Consider the following 26,256-nt stretch of genomic DNA (forward strand, 5'->3'; position numbering starts at 1 on the left):
ATGAAACCGCGCGATGGGAGAGACCGGTTACTCCATTCAGCCCTGGTTGATGGGCAATGCGACGAAGCGGTTCGAGTTCTCGCGGCTGACCTGGAAGAGGACGGCCTTGCGGCCCGCCTTTTCCGCGTCGGCAAGCGCCTTGCCGACATCAGCCGGGTTCTTGATCTCGACAGAGTTCACGGCGGTAATGATGTCGCCGGCCTGGATGCCGCGATCGGCAGCGCTGCTGGAAGGATCGACGTCGGTCACGACGAGACCGGCGCCGCTTTCATTGCGCGTGACAGTCAGGCCGAGATCGGCAAGCGAGGTGGCTTCGGAGGGCGCCGACTGCTCGTCGGCCGACGCCTTCTTGTCCGAACCTGGAAGCGTGCCGAGGTCGACGCTGATCGCCTCGCTCTTGCCGTTGCGCCATACCGTGACGTCGACCGCCTTGCCTGGTGTGACAGCGCCGATCAAACGGGCGAGCTCCCTCGGAGAGGCGACCTCCTGACCGTTGACCTGGGTGATGACGTCACCTGCCACGATGCCCGCCTTCTTGGCCGGGCCGGTGTCCTGGGCACTGGAAACCAGTGCACCCTTCTCGCCCTTGAGGCCGAGGGACTCCGCAATATCAGTGGTGACCGGCTGGATTTCCACGCCAAGCCAGCCACGCTGGACGCTGCCGTTCTTCATCAGGTCCCCGACGACCTGCTTGGCGGTCGAGGCCGGGATGGCGAAGGCGATGCCGACGCTGCCGCCCGACGGCGAGAAGATCGCAGTGTTGATGCCAACGACTTCGCCGTTGAGGTTGAAGGCCGGACCGCCCGAGTTGCCGCGGTTCACCGCAGCGTCGATCTGGAGGAAATCGTCATATGGGCCGGCGCCGATGTCGCGGCCACGGGCCGAGACGATGCCGGCGGTGACTGTGCCGCCGAGACCGAACGGATTGCCGACCGCCACGACCCAGTCGCCGACACGGACCTTGGCATCGTCGGCAAAGGAGACATAGGTGAACTTGGTGCCTGCGGCGTCGACCTTGAGCACGGCGAGATCTGTGCGCGGATCGGTACCGATCAGCTTGGCGTCGAATTCCTTGCCGTCATTGGTGACAACAGTATAGGCGGTGCCGTCCTCGACGACGTGGTTGTTGGTAACCAGGTAGCCGTCATCGGAAATGAAGAAGCCCGAGCCCTGGGCGACCGGACGCGGCTGCTGGTTGCCACGGTTGTTGCGCTTGAAGCGCTGACCGCCGTCCTGACCACCCTGGCCATCCGGGCCGCCGAACTGGCGGAAGAAGCGCTTCAGCGGATGGTTGTCGGGGAGGTTGTCGAAATTCTGCTGGTCTGAGAAGGGCGAGGAGCCGGTGTCGGCGGCCGGATCGATCCGGGCCTTGACCTGGACGCTCACAACGGCGGGCGAGACCTGGTCGACAACGTCGGCGAAGCTTGAAATCTGGGGTGCATTGACGCGCACGGCGTCGGCATAGGAGGGGATCGTCCCGCTGGTCATGGCGCCAAAGCCGATCGCACCTGCAAGGGCGACGGATGCGGCAGCGGCCATGAAGCGCTTGCGGGAACGCGAAAGGGGAGAATGTGCGCTGTTCATTGTCTCTGATCCTCTTGAGCGGGATGCTTTCCATCCGCATCCGATGACTCAAGAGATAGAGAGGCTCACATTACAGCTCCATTTCCGACGGATGAAACTTTCGTAATGTTTGAGAAAATCAGCTTTCCTTGCGCAGGATAACGTCGAGCGCATCCTGCTCTTCCTTGCTGAGTACAGTCGTTTCTTGCCGGCGACGCGAACGGGCAGACATGAAGACGAAAGCCCCGCCCGCCAGCAGGATGAGCACCGGCGCGCCCCAGAGCAGCGCGTTGCGCAGGTTGAAGGGCGGTTTCAAGAGCACAAACTCGCCATAGCGGGAGACGATGTAGTCCATCACCTGCTTGTCTGTATCGCCTGCCATGAGGCGCTCGCGCAGCAACACGCGAAGGTCGGCAGCGAGCTCCGCGTCGGATTCGTCAATGGACTGGTTCTGGCAGACCATGCAGCGCAGCTCTTCCGAGAGCAGCCGCGCCCGGGCCTCAAGCTTCGGATCGGCCAGCATCTCGTTCGGCTTCACCGCGAGCGCCGTGCCTGCAAGAAGGAGTGCGCCCAGGAAGGCAGCTGCTGCCGGCAGTTTCTTGATCATGAGGTCACCGGGCTCGCTTTGGCCTCAACCGTCTTGCGCCGTGCCGGCGCACCAACCCGCAGGCGACGGTCCATCAGCGACACGAAACCGCCGACCATCATCACCAGCGCGCCGCCCCAGATCAGCGTCACCAGCGGCTTCCACCAGACGCGCACGACAACGGAGCCGTCCGCCGTCTCGTCGCCCAGCGCGACATAGAGCTGGCTCAGCCACATCGTGCGGATGCCTGCTTCCGTTGTCGGCATCTGGCGCACCGGATAGAAGCGCTTGGCCGACATGATCTCGGCGGTCGGCTTGCCATTGTCGTCGAGCAGCGAGAAGCGGCCCTGGTCTTCGGTGAAGTTCGGGCCACGCACCGGATGCAGGCCGTCGAAACGCAGATGGTGTCCACCGATCTCCAGCACCTGCGCCGGCTTCATCACCAAGATCGCCTCTTTCTGGAACGACAGGACCGAGACGATGCCGAGCAGGGTCAGCCCAAGCCCGAGATGGGCAAGTGCGGTGCCGAAGACCGAACGCGGCAAGCCGAGGAAGCGGCGCAGGGCGATGCGCGGTGTCACATTGCCGAGACCCGACTTCAGCACGAGGTCGGTCAGCGACCCCAGAACCAGCCAGGCCGACAGGCCGGCCCCAAGGGCTGCGAAGACCGACGCGCCATCGACGAACAGGAAGGTGACGAGCACGGCCAGAAGGGCTGCGCCAAACGCAAACATCAGGCGCTGCGAGGCTGCGGCGATGTCGCCGCGCTTCCAGGCAAGCAGCGGGCCGAAGGGTACCAGCAGCAGCAGCGGCAACATCAGCGGGCCGAAGGTCAGATTGAAAAAGGGCTCGCCGACCGAAATCTTGTCGCCGAACAGGGCCTCGACCAGCAGCGGATAGAGTGTGCCGATCAAGACCGTCGCGGTTGCCGTGGTGAGGAACAGATTGTTCAGCACCAGCGCGCCTTCACGCGAGATCGGATGGAACAGGCCGCCCGCGGTGAGCGACGACGCCCGCAGCGCGAACAAGGCCAGCGAGCCGCCAATGAACAGCATCAGGATGCAGAGGATGAAGACGCCGCGGCTGGGATCGCTGGCAAAGGCGTGGACCGAGGTCAAGACGCCCGAGCGCACAAGGAAGGTGCCGAGCAACGACAGCGAAAAGGTCAGGATGGCAAGCAGCAGCGTCCAGATCTTCAGCGCCGAGCGCTTTTCCATGACGATGGCCGAGTGCAGCAGTGCCGTGCCGGCGAGCCAAGGCATGAACGACGCGTTTTCGACCGGGTCCCAGAACCAGAAGCCGCCCCAGCCGAGCTCGTAATAGGCCCAGTAGGAGCCCATGGCGATGCCGCCGGTCAGGAACACCCAAGCCATCAGGGTCCACGGCCGCACCCAGCGCGCCCATGCGGCATCGATGCGCCCCTCGATCAGCGCGGCGACGGCAAAGGAGAAGCAGACGGAGAAGCCGACATAGCCGAGATAGAGTAGCGGCGGGTGTACCGCGAGGCCGAAGTCCTGCAGGATCGGGTTGAGATCCTTGCCTTCGATGGGAGCTGGCACCAGCCGCGTGAACGGGTTGGACGTGATCAGGATGAAGAGCAGGAAAGCCGTGCCGATCCAGCCCTGGACGGCAATCACATTGGCGCGGAGCGTCGCCGGCAGATTGCCGCCGAAGGCCGCCACGAGCGCGCCGAAGAAAGCCAGGATCAGCACCCAGAGCAGCATAGAGCCTTCGTGGTTGCCCCAGGTACCGGTGATCTTATAGAGCAGCGGCTGCAGCGAGTGGGAGTTTTCCCAGACGTTGACCAGCGAGAAGTCCGACTGGACATAGGCGGCCGTCAGCACTGCGAACGACAGCGCGATCAGCGCGAAGCCGGTGACCGCCACCGGCCCGCCCACGGCCATCAGCCGGGCATCGCCCTTGTGGGCGCCATAAAGCGGCACCAGCGACTGCACCAGCGACAAGGCAAGCGCCAGGATAAGCGCAAAGTGACCCGTTTCGACCATCTCAGCCCCGCCCGCCAATCATTGAGTGGTTTCCTGTTGCCAGACGCCCTTTGCCTTCAGGCTGTCGGCAACCTCCTTGGGCATGTAGTTCTCGTCGTGCTTGGCCAGCACGCTGTCGGCGACAAACGTTCCGTCCGCAGCGAAGCTGCCCTCGGTAATGACGCCCTGCCCTTCTCGGAAAAGGTCCGGCAGGATGCCGGTGTAGCGCACCTTCACGGTCTTCTCGGAATCGGTGACGCCGAACGCCACCTCGGTCCCCTGCCCGCGCACGATCGATCCGTTCTCGACCAACCCGCCGAGACGTATGCGCTGGCCGGGCTCGAGGGTCGCCGTCTGCAGGTCGCCTGGCATGTAGAAATAGGAGGCCTTCTGGCCGAGCGCGTAGAAGGTCAGCGCCGTTGCCGCGCCCAGGAAAACCAGCGCGCCAGCAATGACAGAGAGGCGTTTCTGTTTGCGCGTCATGGCCTACTCCGTAACCTTTAGGCCAAGCGAGCCGGCCAGTTCGGTGAGCTTGCGGCCGTCGTCGCTGTCACGGCCAAGGGCCGTATAGGCGCGACCCAGCGCGTCCTGCGCCTGGTCGGTCTTGCCCAGCACCTGATATGAACGAACAAGCCGCAGCCAGCCTTCCGTGTCGCGCGGGTTCTGGCGCAGCTTCTCATCAAGCGTGGCGACCATGCCCTCGATCATCACCGTGCGGTCGCCCGCCGACATGGAAGCCGCGGCATCGATCTGGTCCTGGCTGGGCGCAGGTGCGCCGGCTGTCTGGTTCTGTTGCGGCACGCGGCCTTCCGCCTGCGCAATTGCCTGCTCGACAACCGAACGCCACGGCGAATCCGCAGGCACTCCGTCGGCCAACTGACGCCATACGATGGCCGCGTCGGCCGTCTTGCCTTCCTGGGCCAAAGCGATGCCAAGGAAGTAGCGCGCCTTGGGATTGGTCGGGTCGCTCTTCAGCGCATCCTCGAATGCCGAACGCGCGTCGGCGGTGACGATGCCGCCGGCGGCGGCAGCTATCGCTTCGCCAAGGCCGGATTCGCGCGCCGAGGACGAGCCGAGCAGCCGGATCGCATTGCGATAGGCAGTGACCGCGTCATTGGCGCGGCCCATGCGCATGTAGACAGGCGCCAGTACGTCCCAGCCACGGCCATCGGTGGGGTTGGCGACAAGATGAGCCTCGGCGCGCGCGATCAACTCGTCGACCGAGCTGTTGGCGGGATTCTGCGACAGGCGCGCGCTCTGCGGCTGCGAGGGAATGTCGGGCGAGCCGATCACCGTATAGACGCTCCAGCTCAACAGCGGCACTGCGAGCACGGCAACGACACCAACCAGCCGCGGCGCCAAGGACGGGCCGCTTCGCGGTGCGCTCGTGCCTTCGGCATCCAGCCTGATGATGCGGCGTGCGATCTCGGCGCGCGCCTGCTCGGCGTCGGGCGCGGCGATCAGGCCGCGCGCGGCGTCGCGCTCCACCTCCGCCAACTGGTCGCGATAGACCTCCAGGTCATGGCTCTTGTCGGCGTCGCCTTCGGCTTGGCGCGTCAAAGGCAGCAGAACCGCGAGGCTCGCACCCAGTGTCAGAAGAGCGGCAACAATCCAGAACAGCATGGCCATCTAAATAGCCAGCAGCCATCAAACTGCCAACATGGACGGGCTGCGGCTTATTGACGATTCAGCACTGAATTTCAGGCAATTGTAGGATTGTGCCTCAGGTCAGCGGCGACCAGCTGCCGTCGGCGTTGCGGCAGGCCGTTCCGCGCGAGGTCAGCGGAGTTCCGGTGGTGAACACCGTCTGCGAATATTGACGGCAGTCCTGCGAGCCGACGCGATAAGGCTGAGCCGCGATGACTTCGCCGGAGCGGCCATCGCCCTTCCAGCCAATCGCCTGGCCACCCTGGCCGTATTCCAGCGCGCGGTACTCCGCTTCCAGCGCCTTGCGGCGATCACTGTCGCTCAGGCCACTGCCGATCGAACCGCCGATCAGGCCGCCATTCATGGCGTTGATGTTACGCGCTGCGACCCTGCCGCTGGAATTTGCAGTGTCGGCGCCGGAGGACGACGGAATGATGCCGCCGCCGCTGCCCAGACCAGTGGTCGTGCAGCCGGAAACGGCAATCAGTCCCGCCACCAGTGCAACCCGCAGTCTCATATCCATCACCGGTCCCGAATTCGCTTCCACTTACAATGGCTTGGCGTCGCGTTAGTTTCCATCTTTGGCCGAAATGGGGCCGATTCGGCCAGCCATTTCTACTGCACTCCGCGCAGTTCGACGACAGCCTTCAAGCCGCCCATCGCCGAGCGCTCAAGCCGCAAGGTGCCGCCATACTCCTTGACCAGGTCGGCGACAATGGCGAGCCCCAGCCCGGTGCCCGGTTTTGTCTCGTCGAGACGCTTGCCGCGCTGCAGTGCCTCGCGCGCCTTGTCCTCGGGAATGCCCGGTCCGTCATCCTCGATCAGGATCGAAAATCGCGGCGGCTCCTCGCCAACAGGCACTGCCGTTTCGACAGACACCCTGACCGCACTGTGCGCCCATTTCATTGCATTTTCGAGGAGGTTGCCGACAACCTCCTCGAGATCTTCCCGCTCGCCGGCAAAGACGACGTCCGCCGGCGGCGTGGCCAGTGAAATGCCGGTGCCACGAGACAGCTTGTCCATGACGCGCACCATGCGTTCAAGCAGCGGCGTGACCGGCGTGCGATAGACGACGCTTTCGCGTTGCGCCGCAACACGCGCGCGCTGCAGATAATGATCGATCTGCTGCTGCATCGCCGCCGCGTGGTCGGCGATCAGTTGGCCCTTGGGACCACCCAGAGCACGACCCTCGTTGAGCATCACCGCCAGCGGCGTCTTCAGCGAATGGGCGAGATTGCCAACCTGTGTACGGGAACGCTCGACGATGCGCCGGTTGTTTTCGATCAACGCATTGGTCTCATTGGCAAGCGGCTGGATCTCGGCTGGAAAGCGCCCGGTCAGCCTTTGCGCCGTGCCTTCGCGCACCATGGCAAGCGCGTTGCGGACGCGTGCGAGCGGCTGCAGGCCGAGCAGGATGGCGATGGCGTTGATGGCGATCATGCCGAAACCGAACAGCGACAGGTAGGAAAACAGGCGCCATTCGAAGCCCGATATCTCGTCTTCCAGTTCGCTGCGATTGCCCATGACGCGAAAGCGCGCGATGCGGTTCTGCGAATCGAGCACAAACTCGCTCTCGAACACCTCGAGTTCCTCGCCGTTGATGCCGGCAATGCGGTAGTGGCGCTGGAACTCCGAATTGAACGGCGCCTCGTTGATGCTGGGCGAGGCGATCGGCTCGGTCATCGACGACGAACGCAGCTGGCCGACCAGCCCCTTCGACACCGGCTCCACCGACCAGTACCAGCCCGACTCCGGCTCCGAGAACCTGAGGTCACCCAGATCGGGACCGCCGGTCAGGGTGCCGCTGTCCGACACACCGACCGATCCGATCAGGTTGAACAGATGCGCCGACAAGAGACTGTCGAAGCCGCGCTCGCTGGTTTGGCGATAAAGCGAACCGATCACGGTGAAGATGAGCGCAAAGGCGAGGATCGCCCAGATCGTCGAAAAGGCGATGACGCGAAACGCCAGGGAGCGCGGGCCGAGGCTCAGCCCGTACCGCTTCCAGCGCGCCAGTCGTTTGCTGAGCTGTTCCGCCTTACGCCTCCGGCTCGCGCATGCGGTATCCCATACCGCGGACGGTTTCGATCATGTCGATGCCCATCTTCTTGCGAAGGCGACCGACGAACACCTCGATGGTATTGGAATCGCGGTCGAAATCCTGGTCGTAGAGGTGCTCGACCAGCTCTGTCCGCGAAACCACCTCGCCCATATGATGCATGAGATAGGCAAGCAGGCGGAACTCGTGCGAGGTCAGCTTCAGAGGCACGCCGTTGACATCAGCCTTCGAAGCCTTGGTGTCGAGCCGCACAGGACCGCAGGACAGTTCCGAGGAGGCGTGGCCGGCAGCACGTCGGATCAGGGCGCGCAAGCGGGCCAGCACCTCTTCGATGTGGAACGGCTTGGTGACGTAATCGTCAGCGCCAGCGTCAATGCCGGCCACCTTGTCGCTCCAGCGGTCGCGCGCCGTCAGCATCAGTACAGGCATCTTGCGGCCACCGCGGCGCCATTTTTCCACGACGCTGATGCCATCCATCTGCGGCAGACCAATGTCGAGGACCACGGCGTCATAGGGCTCGGTATCGCCGAGGAAATGTCCCTCCTCGCCGTCGAAAGCCTTGTCGACGACGTAGCCGGCATCGGTCAACGCCTCGGAAATCTGGCGGTTCAGGTCCTTGTCATCTTCGACGACGAGTATGCGCATGCTGTTTTACGACCAGTGGTAAGCTGCAGAAGATATAGGCGATTCCGGCCTTTCGGTGAAATCGCCGTCAGTTGGCGGGGACCACGACCTGCACGCGGCGCGGGCGCTGGCCGTCTTTCGCCGGCACGAGCACCACGATCACGCATACCGACTGCCCGCCCTGGTTGGATTCGGACGCCCTCGCCAAAGTACCACCATGCTCGTCGGCTACCTGCTGGCCGATCGCGTAGCAATCCGCAGCGGCTACAACATACTCGCCTTCGCGAGGCGGCATCTGTTCAGCCGCCGCCGCGCTGGCGAACAGGCCCGCCGCGCACAGCGCAGTCATGGCAGACCGGAATATGGAGCGAAGCGTTTTCATGCCGGGACTTCTAATACAGCAGTGCTGAACGTGGAATGAACAATGAGTTCATGCAATTGCTGCCATTGCAAGCCTTCTACTTGATGCCGGTCCGCTCCATGGCACTTAGCCTGCTGAGAATCGCCACAAGCCCCGAAAATGCTGTGATTGCCGGCAAGGCAGCGTCGCATCCGCTTCCGCGCCTTCGTAAAGCGCGCGCAACGCGCCAGCCTCCGTTCGCCTTCACGTCCAAGATGCCTCCCGATGACTGAAATGATGGACGTCCGCCGGAGTATCGGGTCTGCCCGCAACACTTTTTCGACGATATAGAAACACCAGATCACAGCCACGGCAAAAAGAATACATTCCTATAATTTCGCTTTTTCCGGATAGCTGTCGATGATGGCGCTGCCCCCTTGTCCCGTCGGGCAAAATCGGGGACAAGTCGTTCATGGGGCCGAGGGACGCGTGCCCTTAATTCGCCAGCAAGGCCAAATAAGTATATTCTCCAGGCACGCGTCGGACCTTTGCGCATGGAAAGCCCAATCGAACCCCGCAAGAAAAGAAGCCGTTTCGCCGCTGGGCTTCTGGCCATCGACGCCTGGCTCGATTCCACCCTCTATGAGTTGCGCTTCCGCGCCCAGCAATTCTGGGAAAGCGCGACGATCTTCTTCCGCCGCTTTCGCGTCAAAGGCTGGCGCCGCGGCGTCGTCGAGATGCTGAGCGAAGCCTTCACCATGGGCGCCGGCGGTTCGGTCGTGATGCTGGCGCTGGCCATGCCCGCCTTTCAGGAAACGGCAGGCGACTGGCGCAACCGCGACGACTTCGCCGTCACCTTCCTCGACCGCTACGGCAACGAGATCGGCCAGCGCGGTATCATCCAGCGCGATTCCGTGCCGGTCGACGAGATGCCGGACCATGTCATCAAGGCGGTGCTCGCCACCGAAGACCGTCGCTTCTTCGAGCATTACGGCATCGACGTCCTCGGCCTGATCCGCGCCATGTCCGAGAACATGCGCGCCAACTCAGTGGTCCAGGGCGGCTCCAGCATCACCCAGCAGCTCGCCAAGAACCTGTTCCTCACAAACGAGCGCACGGTCGAACGCAAGATCAAGGAAGCGTTTCTGTCGCTGTGGCTGGAATCCAACCTGTCCAAGAAAGAGATCCTGCAGCTCTATCTCGACCGCGCCTATATGGGCGGCGGCACGTTCGGCATCTCTGCTGCAGCCAATTTCTACTTTGGCAAGCAGGTCAAGGATCTCAACCTTGCAGAGGCGGCGATGCTCGCCGGCCTGTTCAAGGCCCCGACCAAATACGCCCCGCATATCAATCTGCCTGCAGCCCGCGCCCGCGCCAACGTGGTGCTGACCAATCTCGTCCAGGCCGGCTTCATGACCGAGGGTCAGGTGCTTTCGGCGCGACTCCACCCGGCCAACGTGGTCGACCGCGGCAAGCAGAAAAGCCCTGACTATTTCCTCGACTGGGCCTTCGACGAGGTCAAGAAGATCGCCGCCAAGTCGGGCGTTCATTCGCTGGTCGCGCGCACCACCATCGACATGAACATCCAGAACGCGGCCGAGGAGTCGGTCGAGTTCCACCTGCGCCAATATGGCAAGGAATATCACGTCAGCGAGGGCGCCATCGTCGTCATCGAGACCAACGGTGCGGTCCGCGCTCTCGTCGGCGGACGCGACTACGGTGCCAGCCAGTTCAACCGCGCCACCAAGGCGCAGCGCCAGACCGGCTCGTCGTTCAAGCCTTATGTCTACTCGACGGCGATGGAACACGGCTTCACGCCGGAATCGGTGATATCGGATGCGCCGATCAGCTGGGGCAACTGGTCACCGAAGAACTACACACGCGGCTATTCCGGGCGGATGACGCTCGCCACAGCTCTGATCAAGTCGATCAATACCGTGCCTGTGCGTCTCGCCAAGGAACACCTGACCATAGCGCCGATCAAGGCCATGGCCGAGGCGATGGGTGTCGAGTCCCCTGTCAGTTCACACAAGACGATGGTGCTCGGCACCTCCGGCCTCACCGTCATGGATCAGGCAACAGGCTACAGTGTGCTGGCCCAGAATGGCCTCGTCGGCACCCGTCACGGCATCACGCAGCTCGTCACCCATTCCGGCAAGTTGATCTATGACTGGTCCAAGGACGGCACGCCGCCGCATCGGGTTCTGTCGGAACAGGCGGTTTCGTCGATGAATTCGATCATGGTCCAGATCCCGGAGACCGGCACCGCGCGAAAGGCCGCCCTGCCCAACATCCGCTCGGCGGGCAAGACCGGCACCACCCAGTCCTATCGCGACGCCTGGTACATCGGTTTCACCGGCAACTACACGGCCGCCGTCTGGCTCGGCAATGACGACTTTTCGCCAACCAACAAGATGACCGGCGGTTCGCTGCCTGCAATGGTCTGGCAGCGCCTCATGGCCTACGCCCACCAGAACATCGATCTGAAGCCGATACCGGGCATCAAGAACCCGTTCGTCGATCCGGCCCAGATCGCCAAGGCCGAGGAGGCGGCAAAGGCTGGAACCGACCAGGCCGCAGCAGACGCGGCCGACCGTCCACCCGTGCTGTCGAGCACGACGACGCGGACGCTGCGCGAGATCGCCGACTTCTTCCACAACGCGCCGGCAATCGAACCGCCAGCCGAACCCGAGACGCTTTCGGCGCTGTGACCTTGCGGGCGGCCTCACAGCAGCAGTTCCCGTACCGGTTGCAGCCGTTCCCGGCTTGCCTTCCCGGCGCGAGGCAGGATATTCCTCCGCCAACTCCAGTCTGCGGCGGCTCATGCTGAAACAATCGATCCTGATAGGTCTGGCGCTAGCCATCGCCATCGGCGGAGGTGCCGCAAGCGTCGGCATGATCCTGAAGTCGCAGGAAGGCATCGGTGCCGTGTCGATCGGGCCCTGGACGGCCTTCCCGGACAGCGGCACGCCCGACGCCGATCCCTACTCCAAGGCTCGCGTGGCGCGTGACGGCATCCTCGCGCTCGGCCGCGCTGAGGGCCTCGCCTTTGTTGCCGAACGCGATTCCAGCGGCACCCATCTCAAGCGCGAATGCAGCTACCGCGTCGAAGGCGGCCTGCCGGTCGCGCGCTTCTGGACGCTCTACGCCTCGGACAAGGACCAGATGGCGCTGAAGTCGGGCATGCGCCGCGACGGCGAGCTGCATTCGCTCGAAGTGCTGCGCCAGCCCGACAATTCGGTCGAGATATCAGTCGGCGCCAAAGCCGTGCCGGGCAACTGGCTCGCGGTTTCAGGCGTCGGCGACATGAACCTGGTGCTCACGCTCTACGACACCCCGATCGCCAGCAGCACCGGCCTGTCCGATATCGAGATGCCGCGCATCGTCAGGGTCCAGTGCAATGCTTAGGCTCCTTCATGCGCTCGTCATCGGCCTTGTCGGTGCGGGCATTGCCCACATCGTCATCCTGCTCTTGGTGCCCAGTTTCTCTGAACGGGACGCCTGGTCTCGGCTTGCCATGGTCGCTGGTCCCAACAAGATCGTGCGCCTCGACCAGGAAGTCGGCGGCGCGCCGGTCGTGAAGTCTCTCGATCCGTCGTTCTTCGAGGCCGCCTGCCGCTTCGACCTCGCCGAGGGCGTCGTTCGCATCGACAATGCTGGCAAGGTTCCGTTCTGGTCGGCCTCGGTCTACGATCGCAGCGGGCAGAACATCTACAGCTTCAACGATCGCACCTCGCCGGACGGCGGCCTCGATTTCGTCGTGCTGACCCCGGCCCAGATGATCGAACTGCGCAAGGAACTGCCGCCGGAATTCGAGAAATCGATCTTTGTCGAAACGCCAATCGACGAGGGTATCGTCGTCGTCCGCGTCTTCGTGCCCGACGACAGCTGGAAGCCCGAGGTGTCGCGCTTCCTCGACGGCATCAACTGCGAGATCCAGTAACCCTGCCCGTCCGGATCAGTGTCGCGGCAGAGGATCGTTGCGGCGCGGAGCACTGGCCCGGCCGACGCGTTCGACACCAGTAACGGCGTCCTTGACGCGCTCGTAGCGAACGCCCGGAAAAATGATGATGGATGCCGAAGTTTCCGCTGATCTCGGGGATTTGCGGACGGCCGCACGGCGCGGCATGAATGACACAACGCTGCCCATGGTTGGCGATTTCCCTCTCGGTTTTACCGGAGCAAGCACGCAACGCCTCCGTCTCGATAAGGCCAGCAGAGAGTTAACGTACTGCTAACAAATCGCCGCTAAGTTTATGTTCATCTTCGGGGACATCAGAAACGCAGCGCCGTGGCCGGGGTCGCTTCCGAAGCAGTATCGAGTTGTGTCAGGCGTACCGTGTCAGCATCGGACTTCAGGCAAATCGCCATAGGGCGCGAGACCGGCAAGCCCGAGCGGCTGTTCCGGGCGGCGGTATCCGCTTTCTGCGCGTTGCCGCGTCCATCGCGCCGCGAAATCTCCCAGCTCGAAGACCTGACCCTGCCGTTGTTCGAGAACGTGTCGGTCGAGGCTCGTCGCTTCGTTGCAGCCGCCCTGTCCGAAAGCGAGTATGCACCGCCCGGCCTCGTGCGCCGGCTTTGCGACGACAGCGTCGATATCGCAGCCCCGCTGCTGATCCGCTCGCCACTTCTGTCGGACGTGACACTCATCGCCCTGATCGGCCGTCACGGGCTGCCGCATGCGCGCGCTATCTTCAGGCGTCCCAATCTCAACCCGACCATCGCCGACCTGATCCGGGTGCTTGAAAAGCCACGTCTCGTCTATCCGGAAACGTCCCCGGTGGAATCAGCTTCCCAGCCGGAACGGGGACAGGCCGCCGCGGCAGCTTCGCTCAGCCACGATCCCCTGCCCGGCGAACTGGCGGAGACCGTGCGCCGCAGATTGCGCTCGATGATGGCGCCAAACGACGGCCACGAGCTCTCGCAGCCCGAAACGATCGTCCGTCCTTCGTCCTATGAGAAATTGAAGACGACCGCCCTCACCGGTAACAATGCCTTCTTCCAGACGGCACTGGCCGATGCCCTTGAGATCGATTTCCAGACAGCCCGCGCCATCACCGAGAAGGCAGGCTATTCCTCGCTTATCGATGCACTGAAAGCGCTCGACCTGCCTGAAGAACATGCCTTCCTGCTCGCATCGGCAACCTTCCCCGGCCAATTCGCCCATGCCGAGGCAATTCGGTTGTTCCTAGACCGCTACCGCCTGCTGCACCGTGACGTTGCCCTCGACCGTGTCAGGGACTGGAAGGCAGCGGCCGTCGGCGCGCGCATCCGCAGCAACGCCGAGCGCCTGCAACGCAGGGCGGCCGGCGATCCGCCGAAAGGCGACCGGCTCAGGGCGTCGTAAGCGCCAGAAGGTCCTTGATCTCGGTCTTTCCGGCCTCGATCTCGACGACCCAGATATCGGGGTCGAAGCGCCGCTCGCGCTCCAGCCGCTTTTCGATAGCCTCACTATCGTCATTGCTGTCGAGAAGGCTGAACTGGCGTTCGTCGGGCCGTGCGGTGTCGTAGCTCGACTGCGGCGCGGGCCCGTATAGGCTTGTCTGGCCGAAGCGGTCGCGCGTCAACACGAACACGGCGCCCGCTTCGGTCGCCCCCTTGCTGATTATGGCGCCAAAGCCGCCATCGCCGAACACCCTTCGCAGAAGAGCCGATACCCAGAAATCGGTGGTTACGCGCATGTGCCGGCCCGTCGCAGTTTCGATGGGCCTCTATACCGCCCATCCGGCGACGCGGACAGGCTTGATGCGCAAGCTAATTGGTCAGGCCGATCTCGCGCATCTTGGCGTAGACAGCCTGGTCGGGTTCCCCCGTCTCGGGCAGGCCGAACAGCGCCTGGAACTCGCGGATAGCCGATTTGGTCCTGGCTCCGATCACGCCATCGACGTCGATGCCGTCATTGCCGAACGCCTTGAGTCCCACCTGGATCTTCTTGATGCGCGCATCGAGATCGACTTCCCTAGCGGGTACGGGCCGTGCTGGCGCGGAGGCCGGCGTCACCAGACTGCGCGGTGCAGGCGCCTGCGCCTGCTCCACCCTGGGCTTCGGCGTCGGCGTAATCCCGGCAGTGGTATCTCGAGCCCCGAGTTGCTGAAGCAGCGACTGGTCGATCTCGCCCGTCGCAGCTAGGCCGACCTTCTTCTGATAGGCCTGGATGGCGCTGCGTGTTGCAGGCCCGTTGAGGCCGTCAACCGTGCCGCCGTAGAAATTGAGGTCCTTCAGAATGCTCTGAACCTGCTCGACCGCAGGATTGCCCTCGGGCAATTGCGCCGTCTGCGCCGGTTCCGGACGCTCGATCTTGATCGTCGTTTCCGAGGCGTCAGGCGCCATGTCAGGAAACTGGACGGCTTCGCGGGTGGAGAAGAATGCGCCCTTGTGTGCGTAAGGCTGATACCAAAGGGCGTTGGCCGAAACATAGAACAGCGCAACCAGGAAAGCGGTCGAGCCGCCGACCAGCACCGGATTGCGCGCGATCATGCCGCCGAGAGCCAGCGCGCCGTCCTGGAGGGCGCTGCGTTCCTCGACGACCTTCCGCTTAGCTTGCTTTGCGGAGCGAGCCATCGTGCTTCTCCTTGGTCCTGCCGGCCGGAAGGCGCATCAGTTCGCCCTTCGCCTCCTGCGAGGGGCGGAAAGCCGGGCCTTCGATCGGCAAGCTGATGGTAACCGTGGTGCCCTCGCCCGGCGCGCTCTCGATCGACATCGTGCCGTCGTGCAAGGCCACCAGTCCCTTGACCAATGAGAGGCCAAGGCCAGTGCCTTCGAAGCGGCGGGTGTAGTCGTTCTGGATCTGCATGAACGGCGTGCCCAGTCGCGACAGGTCCTCCTCGGCGATGCCGATGCCGGTGTCGGACACCCAGAAATGCAGGCGCGAGCCCAACCGCTTGGCGCCGATGCCAACCCGGCCGCCATCGGGCGTGAACTTCACCGCATTCGACACGAGGTTGATCAGCATCTGCTGGATCGCGCGCCGGTCGGCCTTGATCTCGCCGATGCCAGCGGCAACTTCGACCGCCAGATCAAGCGCCTTGGCCTCGGCCTGCAGCGTCATCATCGAAGCGCACATGTCGACCGCCTCGCGGAACTTGAACGGCTCGGGATTGATGGCGTAGCAGCCGGATTCGATCTTGGAGACGTCAAGGATCGAGTTCACGACGTCGAGCAGATGCTGGCCCGATTCACGGACGATGCCGACATATTCCTTCTGGCGCGGCTCCTGGAGCGGGCCGAACATCTCGTGCAGGAGCATGTCCGAGAAGCCGATGATGGCATTCAGCGGTGTCCGCAGTTCGTGGCTCACGGCGGCCAGGAAATTGCCCTTGGCAAGTTCGGCGCTCTTAACAGCATCGGCGGCGGCGGCAAGCTCGCTGCGCAGTTCTGCCACGGTGTCGTTCTCGCGCACGACCACGACGATCGACTGCGCCTCGCCCTTCATCATTTCCAGGGCGAACGGGCGGAAGTTGTCGACGGTGTCGTTGTCGTTGAACTTGGGCAGGCGCAGGCGCAGTTCGACGCCGCGCATCTCGGCGCCGTCGCGCATGTCGGCCAGCGCGCAGAGATAGGCAACCCGGTCGGCGACATGAATACGGTCGAACAGCGCTGTACCCAGCAGCAGCTCGGGCTGCAGGCGCAGCATGGCGCGCGCCTGCTCGGAAACGTCGACGACGTCGCCATTGTGGCCGATCCGCAGGACCACCGCCTTGAGTATCTGTTCCAGAGCATCTGCGGGCGCCTTGACGTGTTCGTCCGCGCCGTTGCCGACAAACTCCATGGCCCTAACCAGATAGACCGCAGCCCAGGCAGCAGGCAGCAGCCACTGCCAGACCGATGCTGTCGCACCCTCTGCAAACGACATGCTGCCGAGCAAGCCCTGAAGCATAAGTGCCGCGACCGCGGCACAGACGCCCAACAGGGCCGCCTTGCGCGTCCGCCAAACCCAGAGTGCCTCAAGCGGCAAGGCTGCAACCAGAAGCGTTGCAGGTGACGTCAATCCGCCGGCGGCAGCGACGATTGCGGCAACCGCAACCGCGCCGCCGAGCAGCGCAGTCACGCCGATCTGGGCGGCTTTGCCTGTCGCTGCGATGCTCAGTGCGGCAAGCCAGCTCAGGCTGAAGGCAGCGAAGATCACGGCGAAGATGGCGGCAGCACCAAGATTTGCGGAGACCAGCACAACGCCGGCGCCGGCCACGATAAAGGGAGCGCCCAGCAACAGGCCGACGAGCCGCCGCTGGCGCAGCCGCTCGGAACCTTCGATCGACGGATGGACCAGCCGGTCGCAGCCGCCGGCCATCGCGCCGGAAAACTCACCGTATCTGGACATGAAAAAACTCAACGCTACGCACTCTTCCGTGGTCCGCTTTGCGGCTCTTGTCTGGTTGGTCCCCAAACTCGCATTGAGCCTTTAATGAAGCGATAAAGCTGGCTGACCAGAACCGTGGCTCACGGCGAATATCGGGACGATTGGGCCGACATTCGAGAACAGTTCTTGCCATGGTAAATGGAGGGTTATTTGCCGAGCGCCGGCAAATGATCGACCAAAACCCTGCCTGCGCGCGCCATTGCGTCCGTTTTTCAATTTAAATCAATTGCTTACAATCTAGGCCCAAAATCGCCGCCGCCAAGCAACACGGAGCCGTCGTTCAACCGTTAAACTTTGGTGAAAAGGCAACTGGAAATGCAACCGTTTGAATCAAGCGCTCCTTTCCTCGTTCGTGCCATTGTCTTCGTCGACAACAACGAGGCCGCCACAACAAGAGCGGCCCGGCTGCTAACAAGAGGCACTCCATGGGCTTTCTCATAAGGACCGCATTCTGGTTCTCGCTCGTCCTGCTCTTTCTTCCGCTCGGCACCGGCCCGGACGGAGAGAGCCGGGTGAGCCCGTTGCAAGCCCTGTTTGCCGCGCGTGAAGCCGTCGGCGACATCGCCGCAATCTGCGAGCGCAAACCCGAGGTCTGCGAGACCGGCAAGGCAGCGATGCAGACCATCGGCGAACGAGCCCGCGAAAGCGCCCGCATCGCCTACGAAGTTCTCGACCAGAATTTTGGCAAGCCTGATACCGCGACCCAGACCGGCAGCGTGCCCGCGGGCGACGATGCGCCTGCCCTGCCCGCCGAAGCGGCTCCCCTCCCGGCCAAGGCTCCGGTTCTTCCGGCCAAGACGCCGGCGCATTGATCTCAACAATCGGAATTTCCAGAATTGGCCGCTAGGCCCCACCGCAGGCGGCTTGCCTCCGCTGCCTGCGGTGTTTCTTTTTTCGTGACGGATGGCGCCCCTGCGACTATATGCAGAGCACCATGACGACCTCGATCGACACGATCCGCGACGACTTTTCCTTCCTTGAAGAATGGGAGGATCGTTATCGCTATGTCATCGAGCTAGGCGAGGCTCTTCCGACCTTCCCCGAGAGCGAGCAGACCGACGCCAACAAGGTCCAGGGTTGCGTCAGCCAGGTCTGGCTCGTCACCCACAAGGGCGACGGCAACGATCCGGCGATCCGCTTCGAGGGCTATTCCGACGCCCATATCGTGCGTGGCCTTGTGGCCATCATGCTGGCCCTGTTCTCCGGCCATCGCGCCAGCGAGATCCTCGCCACCGATGCGGAGGCGACGCTGAGGGAGCTCGGCCTCAACGAACACCTGTCGCCCCAGCGTGCCAATGGCCTGCGTTCGATGGTCAAGCGTATCAAGCGCGACGCCGAGGCAGCGCTGCACCAGCTCGCCTGAGCCTCAGCCCATCCTCGGGCTGCAAGCGCCCCCAATGCAGAACCTTGCGACTGGCGCCGGCATTGGCCTGCGGATTGTGCGCGCCAGCCCGCCCAGCGCCGACGTACCGTCCAGCCGCGCTCCATCTCCACAATTTCCAGCCTCTTGAGAAAACAAGCAAACGTCGATCAGAACGCCTGAAAGCTCGGGGCCAACCGCGCGGCATTCAGGCAAAACAGGCTCGTCGAACTAACCGACGCACGCCGGCGGGCGGCATTGCAGCTCCGCTGCGGCATCGAGCCCACCGACGCGCTGTCAGGCGAGCAGGCATCGACGCGGGCCTTGCTAAAGCGCCTCGAACGGGCGATCGAGCGCGAGGGATCAACCGCCGCTGGAGCTACGACCTCAACAGTCATATCGCACTCAAGCAGGTGCGCGACCGCCTGCAAGGCGAGGCCCCTGGCGGACCGGCGCGCCCGTCGCTCAAACCACGACGGCGACGCCCCAAAAGCAATACGGCGCCCAAGGGCGCCGCTCGCTAACGCATCGGCCCGAAAATCGAAAAACGATCTCCGGAACGCACAATGCTCAAATTCAACAGGCTAGAGCGCCGTTTGCGCGTCCGTCAGGACGTTCGGCGCTCCAAAACAGTGACGCGGGCTTTTACTTGCCCTTGCGCTTGCGCCCCAAACCCATCTTCTTGGCCAGCTGCGAACGGGCGGCCGCATAGTTCGGCGCCACCATCGGATAGCTGGCGTCAAGGCCCCACTTCTCGCGGTACTGATCCGGCGTCATGTTGTAGTGGGTCATCAGGTGACGCTTGAGCGACTTGAACTTTTTGCCGTCTTCAAGGCAGATGATGTAGTCGTCATGCACAGACCGCTTGGGATTGACGGCCGGCTTCTGCTTGTCGGCGGGCGGCGCCTCGGCGACATTTCCGACGCGGCCGAGAGCCGCGTGGACATCGGCGATAAGTCCCGGAAGTTCTCCCACCGGAACCGGATTGTTGCTGACATAGGCTGCCACCACATCGGCGGTCAGTTCGATCAGCGTTTCGTTGTTTGTTGCAGGCGTTTCGGAAGTATCCATATGCTTCAGGCCCCAATGTGACTGATTGTTTTTTTGCCCGATGTTTCGACCGGGATGCGGCGCGTTTTTGTATCGCAAACTGCCTTTACGACTCGCGCTCAGACACTTTAATGAGCCCGTATCCAATACAAGTCAATTCACTATTCTTTGCGAATCCAAGAACAATGAGCTCATCACTTCTCTAACAAATGAACCTTTTTGACGACTCTGGGCATTCGGTTGAGATCAATTCACACAACGGCGACAGATCAGCCACAGCCTCATTGCCAGCGTTAAGAGCCGGAAGGACGGTTCTTCTTATCCGCTGCCGCAATTTGGGACATATCGTCGATCACCGAGCCCTGCCACATTCGATAACCGGCTGAATAAGCCGCTTTTGCCAGAAGATGAGCAGCGATCGGCGCAGTCAGAAGAAAGAATACGACACCTGCCACAGCCCTGAGCGCCGTGGCCAATTCTCCAGTATGAACCGCCAGCGCAATCAGCATCAGGCACGATCCAAGCGTACCGGCCTTCGATGCTGCATGCATGCGCGTATAAACATCGGGAAGGCGCAGCAACCCAATGGACGCGGTCAGAGCAAACAACGCACCGACCACGATCAAGGTTCCGGCAATATAGTCGGCAATGCCGCCAATCATGCCTGCTCCTCCTCGGCGTCCTGTTTCTTGGCGTCGACACCGCCGCTGAGCACAAAACGCGCAAAAGCAACTGTTGCCAGGAAGCCGACGAGACCAAGTGCTATGGCAACATCGACATAAAGCGTGAAGCCGGAACGCACGCCAAGCACGGCAATGAAGCCGATGGCGACGGCCACCAGCATGTCGAGCCCAAGTATCCGATCTGGCAAGGTCGGCCCCTTGACCACACGCCAAACGACAAGAAGAAACGAAATGCTGAGAATACCGAGTGCGAACAGGGCACAAATACTCAGGAACGAGGCTCCCGACATCATCTGAACGCCTCCATGATCCGGCGCTCGAAGCCATTGCGGATCTCGCGGCGCGCCTGCTCGGGGTCCGAGCAATCCATGCCATGCACAAACAACGTCTGCCGGTCCTCGGACACGTCGACCGAAAGGGTTCCCGGTGTCAGGGTGATGAGATTGGCAAGCAGGGTGATCTCGAAATCACGCGTCACGGTCAGCGGATAGGCAAATATCCCCGGCTTGATGTCCATGCTAGGCGACAGCACGAGCCTTGCCACCCTGACCGAAGACAGAAGCAGTTCCTTGACGAAGAGCAAGAAGAGCAGAAGCGTCGGCCAAGGCCGGATCACGACCCGCGTCGCCGGCAGCTGATCACGCACCAGGAACAGCACCGTCCAGCCGATGGCAAAGCCGAAGACCAGGTTCGGCAGCGTGTAGCTCCCTGAGATCGCGACCCAGATAAGCGCCAGGATCAGTTCGTTGCGATAGGGGATCATTGACCGCCTCCCGCCGGGAAAACCGCCTGGACATAGGCCGACGTGTCGAGCAGCCCGCCTGCCGCAACATTGGCAGCGCGAATGAAGGGCTCAGGCGCAAATCCTATCGCCAGCATGACTGCGACAAGCGAAACCAGGGCTACGCAGCCTGCGACCGACATCTTGCCGGCGACAGCTCCAGTCGGATCAACGACCTCATTGCGCCAGAAGGCAAGGATGAACACGCGCCCGAGGGCGATCGTCGTCAGGAAGCCGCTCACCAGGATGGCGCCGGCCAGTTGCCACACGCCGGCATCGAGTGCTGCCCGCACCAGCATCACCTTGGGCCACAACCCCGAGCCTGGCGGCAGGCCGGCGACGGCCAGCGAAATGAAGAAGGCGAGCAGCGTCAGGAAAGGGCTGGCGCCGTAGAGCCCAGCCAATGAGCGAAGGGAAAAGCTTCCGCCCAGCTGCTTCATCAACCCGCCGAGCAGGTACAGTGCGGAAAGGGCGAGCATCGAATGCAATGCATAGAATATCGCGCCTGAAAGCCCGGCTTCGCTGCCGAGCGCGATGCCGGCCAGCATGATCCCGACGCCCGAAATAACCAGGAAGCCCGAGATGCGGCGGATGTCCGATTGCGCCAAGGCCCCCAGTGCACCGACAAGCATGGTCGCTACCGCGACCCAGCCGATCAGACCCGCCAACTCCGCGCGCTGGATTGCGAAGATCATCACCAGCGTGCGCAGCAACGCATATATGCCCACCTTGGTCAGCAATCCGCCGAAGAGCGCGCCAGTGATGACGGGTGGCGTATGATAGGACGCAGGCAGCCAGAAATTGACCGGAAAGGCAGCCGCCTTCATGCCAAAGGCGAGCAGGAACAGCGTCGCCAGCGTCATCAGCGGCGCGGTCTCGCCCACCTGCCCCACCTTTACCGCAAGATCGGCCATGTTGAGCGTGCCGAAAGTGCCGTAGAGATAACCCGTCGCGATCAGGAACAGCGTCGTGCCGACCAGGTTGAGGATGGCGTATTTGGTCGCCCCGTCGATCTGCGGCTTTTCTGACCCGAGGATCAACAGGCCGAAGGACGAGATCAGGAACACCTCGAACCAGACGTAGAGGTTGAACATGTCGCCGGTCAGGAACGCACCGCTGACGCCCGCCATCATCAGGAGCAGGAACGGGTAGAAGCCATAGCGCCGGCCCGTCGCGTCGACGTCCTGCACCGAATAGGCGCAGCAGGCCAGCGCCACCAGTGAGCCAGTCAGCGAGAAGACGGCACCCAGCGCGTCGACGGTGAACGAGATGCCGAAGGGCGGCAGCCAGCTGCCCATGGTCATCGACATCGGGCCGTCCGACAATACGCGCCCCAGGAGCATGGCGTTGGCAACCACCATCGCCGCAAGCGCTGCGAGCGCCACCAGCGCATGCCAGCGAATGTTGTGGCGGATCATCAAAAGCAGCGCGCCGACGACGATCGGCAGCAGCACCGGCAACACGACCAGCCAGTCGCTTGCGGTCACGGGTGCCGCGATCATGGCAGCAGTCTTGTCGACCAGATCTCCTTGCACCGCCATGGTCAGTATCCCATCGGCGGCAGGCCGTCGTCGGCCGGTTCTGCGACCCGCATGCCGTCGGTGTCGTCGGTGCCGATCTCCTGGTAGGCGCGATAGGCCAGCACCAGCAGGAAGGCGAAGAACGAGAACGAGATGACGATCGCCGTCAGGATCAGCGCCTGCGGCAACGGATTAGCCACCGCGCCGGCGGGCACGTCCAGCGCCTCGGCAATCACAGGCGGCACCTCGCGCGTCAGCCTGCCATTGGTGAAGATCAAAAGGTTCACCGCGTTGCCGAACAGGGCGACGCCGAGCAGGATGCGGATGATGTGCCTAGACTGCATCAAGTAGATCGCTGCGGCAAAGAAGATGCCGACAAGGATGGCAAAGACGGCTTCCATCAGTCGTGCTCCCTGTCCTCGAGCGCCAGCGCGATCGAGGTGATCGAGCCGACGACGACCAGGTAGACGCCGATGTCGAAGACCATGACCGTCGACAGGTCGACGCTGATGCCCAAAAGGCTCGGCGAAGCCCATAGCCCGGTCAGGAAGGGCAGGCCATAAGCCAGCGACGGCAAGCCGGCGAGTGCTGCGATGAACAGGCCAAAGCCCGAGATCGCCATCGGATGGAAATAGAGCGAACGGCGCACCGCCGGCACGCCAAAGGCAATACCGTGAATGGCAAAGGCGGAAGCGGCGATCAGTCCGCCGGTAAAGCCGCCGCCCGGCTCGTTGTGGCCCCGCAGTAGCACAAACACCGAAAACATCAGCATCAGCCCGGTGAGATAAGGCGCAAGCGTGCGGAAGATCAGCGTCTGCATGTCACGCCTCCCCCGACGGGGCCTGGGCCGGCTCCGGCTTTTTCGAGCGGACGCGGATCAAGGCAAGAATGGCCAGACCGGTGATCATGACGACGGCGATTTCACCCAGCGTATCGAGCCCGCGGAAGTCAACGATGATGACGTTCACCACGTTGCGGCCATGGGCGATGGTCTTCGAGTATGTATTGAAGAACTGCGACAGCCGGTCGTCGAACGGCAATTGCGTGACCTTGAGCAGCAGCAAGGCGAAGCCCGTACCGCAGGCCACAGCAATGGCGCCATCCAGCAGCTTCTGGGCAAGCGGCCGCCGGTCGGCAGGCGCCAGCCGCAGCCGCGTCATGACAAGCGCCAGAATGACCACGGCCAATGTCTCGACCATGAACTGGGTGAAGGACAGGTCGGGCGCACCGAACAGCATGTACAGCAGGGCGATAGCAAAGCCCTGGATGCCGAGAGAGACGATCGCCGTCAGCCGGCTGCGCGCATGCACGACGGCGGCAATGCCGATGACGGCGATTGCCAGAATCGTCCATTCGTAAAAGCGGAATGATGGCCAGGCCGGCATGGCCGGCAGCTCGTCGAACATCAACATCGGCAACAGAAGGGCCGCCGCGATGGCAACGAAGGTGACCGTCAGATAGATGTCGAGGCGGCCGCTATGGACGATACGCGTGACGCCGAACGAGACGCGCAGCAGCCCACGCAGCGCGTGGTCGAACCCACGGTCCGGCCCCCAGCCGATGGCTGCGAGCACGCCGGCCATCATCGTCCGCAACCGGTCAAGACGGAGATAGGCGGCAATGCCAAGCGCCACGGTCAGCGCCGACAACAGCAGCGGCACACCCAGATGCGGCACCGTCGTGATCTCGACCTGGATCGGCTTGCCGGCGATGGCGCTGGCCATCGGCGAGGACAGCAGTTCATGCGCCACCGGAGTAGCGAGCGCCGCCACAAGGCCGGCGATACCGAGGACGATCGGCCCGAGCCACAGCGAAACCGGACCTTCATGCGCAGGCTTGGGCGTCGCCGCAGCCGCACCGACGAAAGGTCGCAGCGCAACCGCAAAGCCGATGGCAAACATCAGCGCGTTGCCGGCTACGGCCACAACGATCAGCAGCGCTTGCCAGCCTTCGGCGAGGCTGTGCGCATAGTAGATTTCTTCTTTGGCGAGGAAGCCGAAGAACAGCGGCAGGCCTCCCATCGAAAGCGCGGCAAGCATGGCGGCAGCGAAGGTGACCGGCATTGCCCGACGCAGCCCGCCCAACCTGGTGATGTCGCGGGTACCGGCCTCGTGGTCGATCAGGCCGGCGACCATGAACAGCGCGCCCTTGAACATGGAATGCGCCATCAGATAGAGCGCCGCGGCCTCCACCGCCTTGTCCGACCCCATGCCGGTCAGCATGACAAGAAGGCCGAGCGAGGCGACCGTCGTATAGGCCAGCATCAGCTTGAGGTCGGTCTGCCTGATCGCAAGCAGCGTGCCGACGGCAAGCGTAACGCCGCCGAACAGCGGCAGCACCGCTTCCCACGCCACCGTATCTCCCATAACCGGGTTCAGTCGCATCAGCAGATAGACGCCGGCCTTGACCATGGTCGCCGAGTGCAGATAGGCCGACACCGGCGTCGGCGCCTCCATGGCGTTGGGCAGCCAGAAATGGAACGGAAACTGCGCCGACTTGGTGAATGCGCCGCCAAGCACCAGTACCAGCGCCGCGACATAAAGCGGGCTCTGGCGCAGCGCATCACCTGAGGCGAGCAAGGCGGAAAGCAAGTCCAGGCCCGTCGCCTGGGTGATGACAAGCAACCCCGCAAGCAACGATAGTCCGCCAAGTCCCGTGACAAGAAGCGCCTGGAGTGCTGCACGTCGCGACGCCTCGCGCTTGTGGTCGAAGCCGATGAGCAGGAACGACGTGATCGACGTCAGTTCCCAATAGACGAAAAGCATCAGGAACGAGTCCGAGACCACCAGTCCCAGCATCGCGCCCATGAACAGCAGCATGAAGGAGAAGAACCGCCCCTGTTGCGGATGTCCCTTCAGGTAACCGCCGGCATAGATGACGATCAGCGTGCCAATCCCGGAGATCAGCAAGGCGAAGGTCAGTGACAGCCCGTCGAGAAACCAGGAAAAGCGGAGACCAAGGCTCGGCGCCCAGTCGAACCCACCAGAGATCGAATGTCCTCTGCTGACCGCGTCGAGCATCCCGGCGAAATGCAGGAATACGAGCAGAGGAATGGCGGCAAGCAGCCAGCCGGCATTGTGTTTCATCACGCGGACGAGCACAGGGGCAAGCAACGCCCCGGCAAACGGCAGCATGAGCATCAGGAAGGTCAGCGGACGGGCCCTCTTTGTATCTCACGTTGTTGTCGAAGGGCATAAACGGCCGGCAGCCGAGGGGCAAGCGTTATCGGGCCTTGTCAACGGCTGGCGCCCCGCAGCCCCTACGGAAGCTGCGACAAGATTGCTTCAACAACGCGTCAGTAGGGCGTGATGTAACGGCCATAGACCCAGCCTGTCACGTAACGGCCGTCCTGTGCGGGGTCGTGCCAGACCTGGCACCAGCTGTAGCGAACGCGCTGCTCCTGCTTCCATGCCGGCAGGTGGCCGATGTCACGCAGATCGACCCCGCCTGTGCACCTGCCAGTCATCTTGAGAACGTTGCCGTTCGGATAGGCGGCTTGCTTCTGAGAGCCATTGGACGGGAACTTGCGAATGTTGAGCGTATCGCCCCAGCGCACCTTGCCAACTTCCCAGGCAGAGAACGCTGCCGCGCGGGACTCTGCTGCAAAAACGGCGACAGTCGAGGCAATGGCCAGTGCGGCGGCAGTTTTCATGAGCATCTTCATCTTCTCCTTGGGCATGGCCGGTCCCATATTGGTTGCCG

Annotated in this window: 28 protein-coding genes; 7 read left to right on the forward strand and 21 right to left on the reverse strand. The window is 63.0% G+C overall.

Translation table 11 applies throughout. The features are described from left to right. Positions 1 to 36 precede the first annotated feature (36 nt). From NDO48_RS11350 to NDO48_RS11390, 9 genes are all read right to left on the reverse strand, one after another. Entirely contained in the window at positions 37 to 1,584 is a 1,548-nt protein-coding gene (locus tag NDO48_RS11350; protein WP_026226990.1) for a Do family serine endopeptidase, read from the reverse strand. 118 nt (positions 1,585 to 1,702) lie between these two features. Then, positions 1,703 to 2,170 (reverse strand): cytochrome c-type biogenesis protein, encoded by a 468-nt coding sequence (locus NDO48_RS11355; protein WP_018426978.1) that lies wholly within the window; start codon positions 2,168 to 2,170, stop codon positions 1,703 to 1,705. After that, on the reverse strand, positions 2,167 to 4,155 hold the full coding sequence (locus tag NDO48_RS11360; protein ID WP_018426977.1) for a heme lyase CcmF/NrfE family subunit: 1,989 nt from the start codon (positions 4,153 to 4,155) through the stop codon (positions 2,167 to 2,169). Before NDO48_RS11360 ends, NDO48_RS11355 begins: the two co-directional genes overlap by 4 nt. A gap of 18 nt (positions 4,156 to 4,173) precedes the next feature. Further along, on the reverse strand, positions 4,174 to 4,617 hold the full coding sequence (gene ccmE / locus NDO48_RS11365) for a cytochrome c maturation protein CcmE (protein ID WP_018426976.1): 444 nt from the start codon (positions 4,615 to 4,617) through the stop codon (positions 4,174 to 4,176). A 3-nt stretch (positions 4,618 to 4,620) separates the two neighbouring features. After that, on the reverse strand, positions 4,621 to 5,757 hold the full coding sequence (gene ccmI / locus NDO48_RS11370) for a c-type cytochrome biogenesis protein CcmI (RefSeq protein ID WP_267321510.1): 1,137 nt from the start codon (positions 5,755 to 5,757) through the stop codon (positions 4,621 to 4,623). A 100-nt stretch (positions 5,758 to 5,857) separates the two neighbouring features. Further along, positions 5,858 to 6,298 (reverse strand): hypothetical protein, encoded by a 441-nt coding sequence (locus tag NDO48_RS11375; protein ID WP_018426974.1) that lies wholly within the window; start codon positions 6,296 to 6,298, stop codon positions 5,858 to 5,860. 98 nt (positions 6,299 to 6,396) lie between these two features. Continuing rightward, positions 6,397 to 7,773: an ATP-binding protein gene (locus NDO48_RS11380; RefSeq protein WP_026226988.1), complete on the reverse strand. Its 1,377-nt coding sequence runs from the start codon at positions 7,771 to 7,773 to the stop codon at positions 6,397 to 6,399. 46 nt (positions 7,774 to 7,819) lie between these two features. Further along, a complete protein-coding gene (locus NDO48_RS11385) occupies positions 7,820 to 8,485 on the reverse strand; it encodes a response regulator transcription factor (RefSeq protein ID WP_018426972.1) in 666 nt (221 codons plus the stop codon). Between the two features lie 67 nt (positions 8,486 to 8,552). Continuing rightward, positions 8,553 to 8,846 carry a hypothetical protein gene (locus NDO48_RS11390; protein ID WP_018426971.1) on the reverse strand — a complete coding sequence of 98 codons (294 nt, stop codon included), beginning with the start codon at positions 8,844 to 8,846 and terminating at the stop codon, positions 8,553 to 8,555. 35 nt (positions 8,847 to 8,881) lie between these two features. Here NDO48_RS11390 and NDO48_RS11395 point away from each other — a divergent pair, with 35 nt between their 5' ends. From NDO48_RS11395 to NDO48_RS11415, 5 genes are all read left to right on the forward strand, one after another. Then, positions 8,882 to 9,097 (forward strand): hypothetical protein, encoded by a 216-nt coding sequence (locus tag NDO48_RS11395; RefSeq protein ID WP_018426970.1) that lies wholly within the window; start codon positions 8,882 to 8,884, stop codon positions 9,095 to 9,097. 261 nt (positions 9,098 to 9,358) lie between these two features. Then, entirely contained in the window at positions 9,359 to 11,515 is a 2,157-nt protein-coding gene (locus NDO48_RS11400) for a transglycosylase domain-containing protein (protein WP_018426969.1), read from the forward strand. A 112-nt stretch (positions 11,516 to 11,627) separates the two neighbouring features. After that, a complete protein-coding gene (locus NDO48_RS11405) occupies positions 11,628 to 12,212 on the forward strand; it encodes a DUF1214 domain-containing protein (protein ID WP_018426968.1) in 585 nt (194 codons plus the stop codon). Further along, entirely contained in the window at positions 12,205 to 12,747 is a 543-nt protein-coding gene (locus tag NDO48_RS11410) for a DUF1254 domain-containing protein (RefSeq protein WP_018426967.1), read from the forward strand. Before NDO48_RS11405 ends, NDO48_RS11410 begins: the two co-directional genes overlap by 8 nt. Positions 12,748 to 13,143: 396 nt before the next feature. Then, positions 13,144 to 14,151: a hypothetical protein gene (locus NDO48_RS11415; protein WP_018426965.1), complete on the forward strand. Its 1,008-nt coding sequence runs from the start codon at positions 13,144 to 13,146 to the stop codon at positions 14,149 to 14,151. Here the strand turns inward: NDO48_RS11415 and NDO48_RS11420 are convergent. The 3 genes from NDO48_RS11420 to NDO48_RS11430 form a co-directional block, all read right to left on the reverse strand. After that, positions 14,138 to 14,485 (reverse strand): DUF1491 family protein, encoded by a 348-nt coding sequence (locus NDO48_RS11420; protein WP_026226987.1) that lies wholly within the window; start codon positions 14,483 to 14,485, stop codon positions 14,138 to 14,140. The genes NDO48_RS11415 and NDO48_RS11420 overlap by 14 nt on opposite strands. A 73-nt stretch (positions 14,486 to 14,558) precedes the next feature. Then, the gene (locus NDO48_RS11425) at positions 14,559 to 15,365 is read right to left on the reverse strand and encodes a peptidoglycan-binding protein (protein WP_018426963.1); all 807 of its coding nucleotides are present in this window, start codon (positions 15,363 to 15,365) and stop codon (positions 14,559 to 14,561) included. After that, the gene (locus NDO48_RS11430; RefSeq protein ID WP_267321489.1) at positions 15,340 to 17,121 is read right to left on the reverse strand and encodes a sensor histidine kinase; all 1,782 of its coding nucleotides are present in this window, start codon (positions 17,119 to 17,121) and stop codon (positions 15,340 to 15,342) included. The genes NDO48_RS11425 and NDO48_RS11430 overlap by 26 nt, the downstream gene beginning before the upstream one ends. 464 nt (positions 17,122 to 17,585) lie before the next feature. Between NDO48_RS11430 and NDO48_RS11435 the strand changes: the two genes are divergently transcribed. Together NDO48_RS11435 and NDO48_RS11440 are read left to right on the forward strand one after the other, a co-directional pair. Beyond that, the gene (locus tag NDO48_RS11435; RefSeq protein ID WP_018426961.1) at positions 17,586 to 17,972 is read left to right on the forward strand and encodes a DUF5330 domain-containing protein; all 387 of its coding nucleotides are present in this window, start codon (positions 17,586 to 17,588) and stop codon (positions 17,970 to 17,972) included. Positions 17,973 to 18,094: 122 nt separating this feature from the next. Then, on the forward strand, positions 18,095 to 18,523 hold the full coding sequence (locus NDO48_RS11440; protein ID WP_026226985.1) for a SufE family protein: 429 nt from the start codon (positions 18,095 to 18,097) through the stop codon (positions 18,521 to 18,523). A 642-nt stretch (positions 18,524 to 19,165) separates the two neighbouring features. Here the strand turns inward: NDO48_RS11440 and NDO48_RS11445 are convergent. The 9 genes from NDO48_RS11445 to NDO48_RS11485 form a co-directional block, all read right to left on the reverse strand. After that, on the reverse strand, positions 19,166 to 19,591 hold the full coding sequence (locus NDO48_RS11445; protein WP_018426959.1) for a MucR family transcriptional regulator: 426 nt from the start codon (positions 19,589 to 19,591) through the stop codon (positions 19,166 to 19,168). Between the two features lie 272 nt (positions 19,592 to 19,863). Continuing rightward, positions 19,864 to 20,232, reverse strand: a complete 369-nt coding sequence (mnhG, locus tag NDO48_RS11450; RefSeq protein WP_018426958.1) for a monovalent cation/H(+) antiporter subunit G — start codon at positions 20,230 to 20,232, stop codon at positions 19,864 to 19,866. Next, positions 20,229 to 20,546: a cation:proton antiporter gene (locus tag NDO48_RS11455; RefSeq protein ID WP_018426957.1), complete on the reverse strand. Its 318-nt coding sequence runs from the start codon at positions 20,544 to 20,546 to the stop codon at positions 20,229 to 20,231. Before NDO48_RS11455 ends, mnhG begins: the two co-directional genes overlap by 4 nt. Then, a complete protein-coding gene (locus NDO48_RS11460) occupies positions 20,543 to 21,016 on the reverse strand; it encodes a Na+/H+ antiporter subunit E (protein WP_018426956.1) in 474 nt (157 codons plus the stop codon). The genes NDO48_RS11455 and NDO48_RS11460 overlap by 4 nt, the downstream gene beginning before the upstream one ends. Continuing rightward, a complete protein-coding gene (locus tag NDO48_RS11465) occupies positions 21,013 to 22,575 on the reverse strand; it encodes a Na+/H+ antiporter subunit D (RefSeq protein WP_018426955.1) in 1,563 nt (520 codons plus the stop codon). The genes NDO48_RS11460 and NDO48_RS11465 overlap by 4 nt, the downstream gene beginning before the upstream one ends. 2 nt (positions 22,576 to 22,577) lie before the next feature. After that, positions 22,578 to 22,955: a Na+/H+ antiporter subunit C gene (locus NDO48_RS11470; protein ID WP_018426954.1), complete on the reverse strand. Its 378-nt coding sequence runs from the start codon at positions 22,953 to 22,955 to the stop codon at positions 22,578 to 22,580. Next, entirely contained in the window at positions 22,955 to 23,374 is a 420-nt protein-coding gene (locus NDO48_RS11475) for a Na+/H+ antiporter subunit B (RefSeq protein WP_018426953.1), read from the reverse strand. The genes NDO48_RS11470 and NDO48_RS11475 overlap by 1 nt, the downstream gene beginning before the upstream one ends. A 1-nt stretch (position 23,375) precedes the next feature. After that, on the reverse strand, positions 23,376 to 25,694 hold the full coding sequence (locus tag NDO48_RS11480; RefSeq protein WP_018426952.1) for a putative monovalent cation/H+ antiporter subunit A: 2,319 nt from the start codon (positions 25,692 to 25,694) through the stop codon (positions 23,376 to 23,378). 155 nt (positions 25,695 to 25,849) lie between these two features. Continuing rightward, positions 25,850 to 26,218, reverse strand: a complete 369-nt coding sequence (locus NDO48_RS11485) for an SH3 domain-containing protein (protein WP_026226984.1) — start codon at positions 26,216 to 26,218, stop codon at positions 25,850 to 25,852. Positions 26,219 to 26,256: the final 38 nt, after the last annotated feature.

Origin of the sequence: Aminobacter sp. MET-1, from assembly GCF_026521175.1 — a bacterium.
GTDB lineage: Bacteria > Pseudomonadota > Alphaproteobacteria > Rhizobiales > Rhizobiaceae > Aminobacter.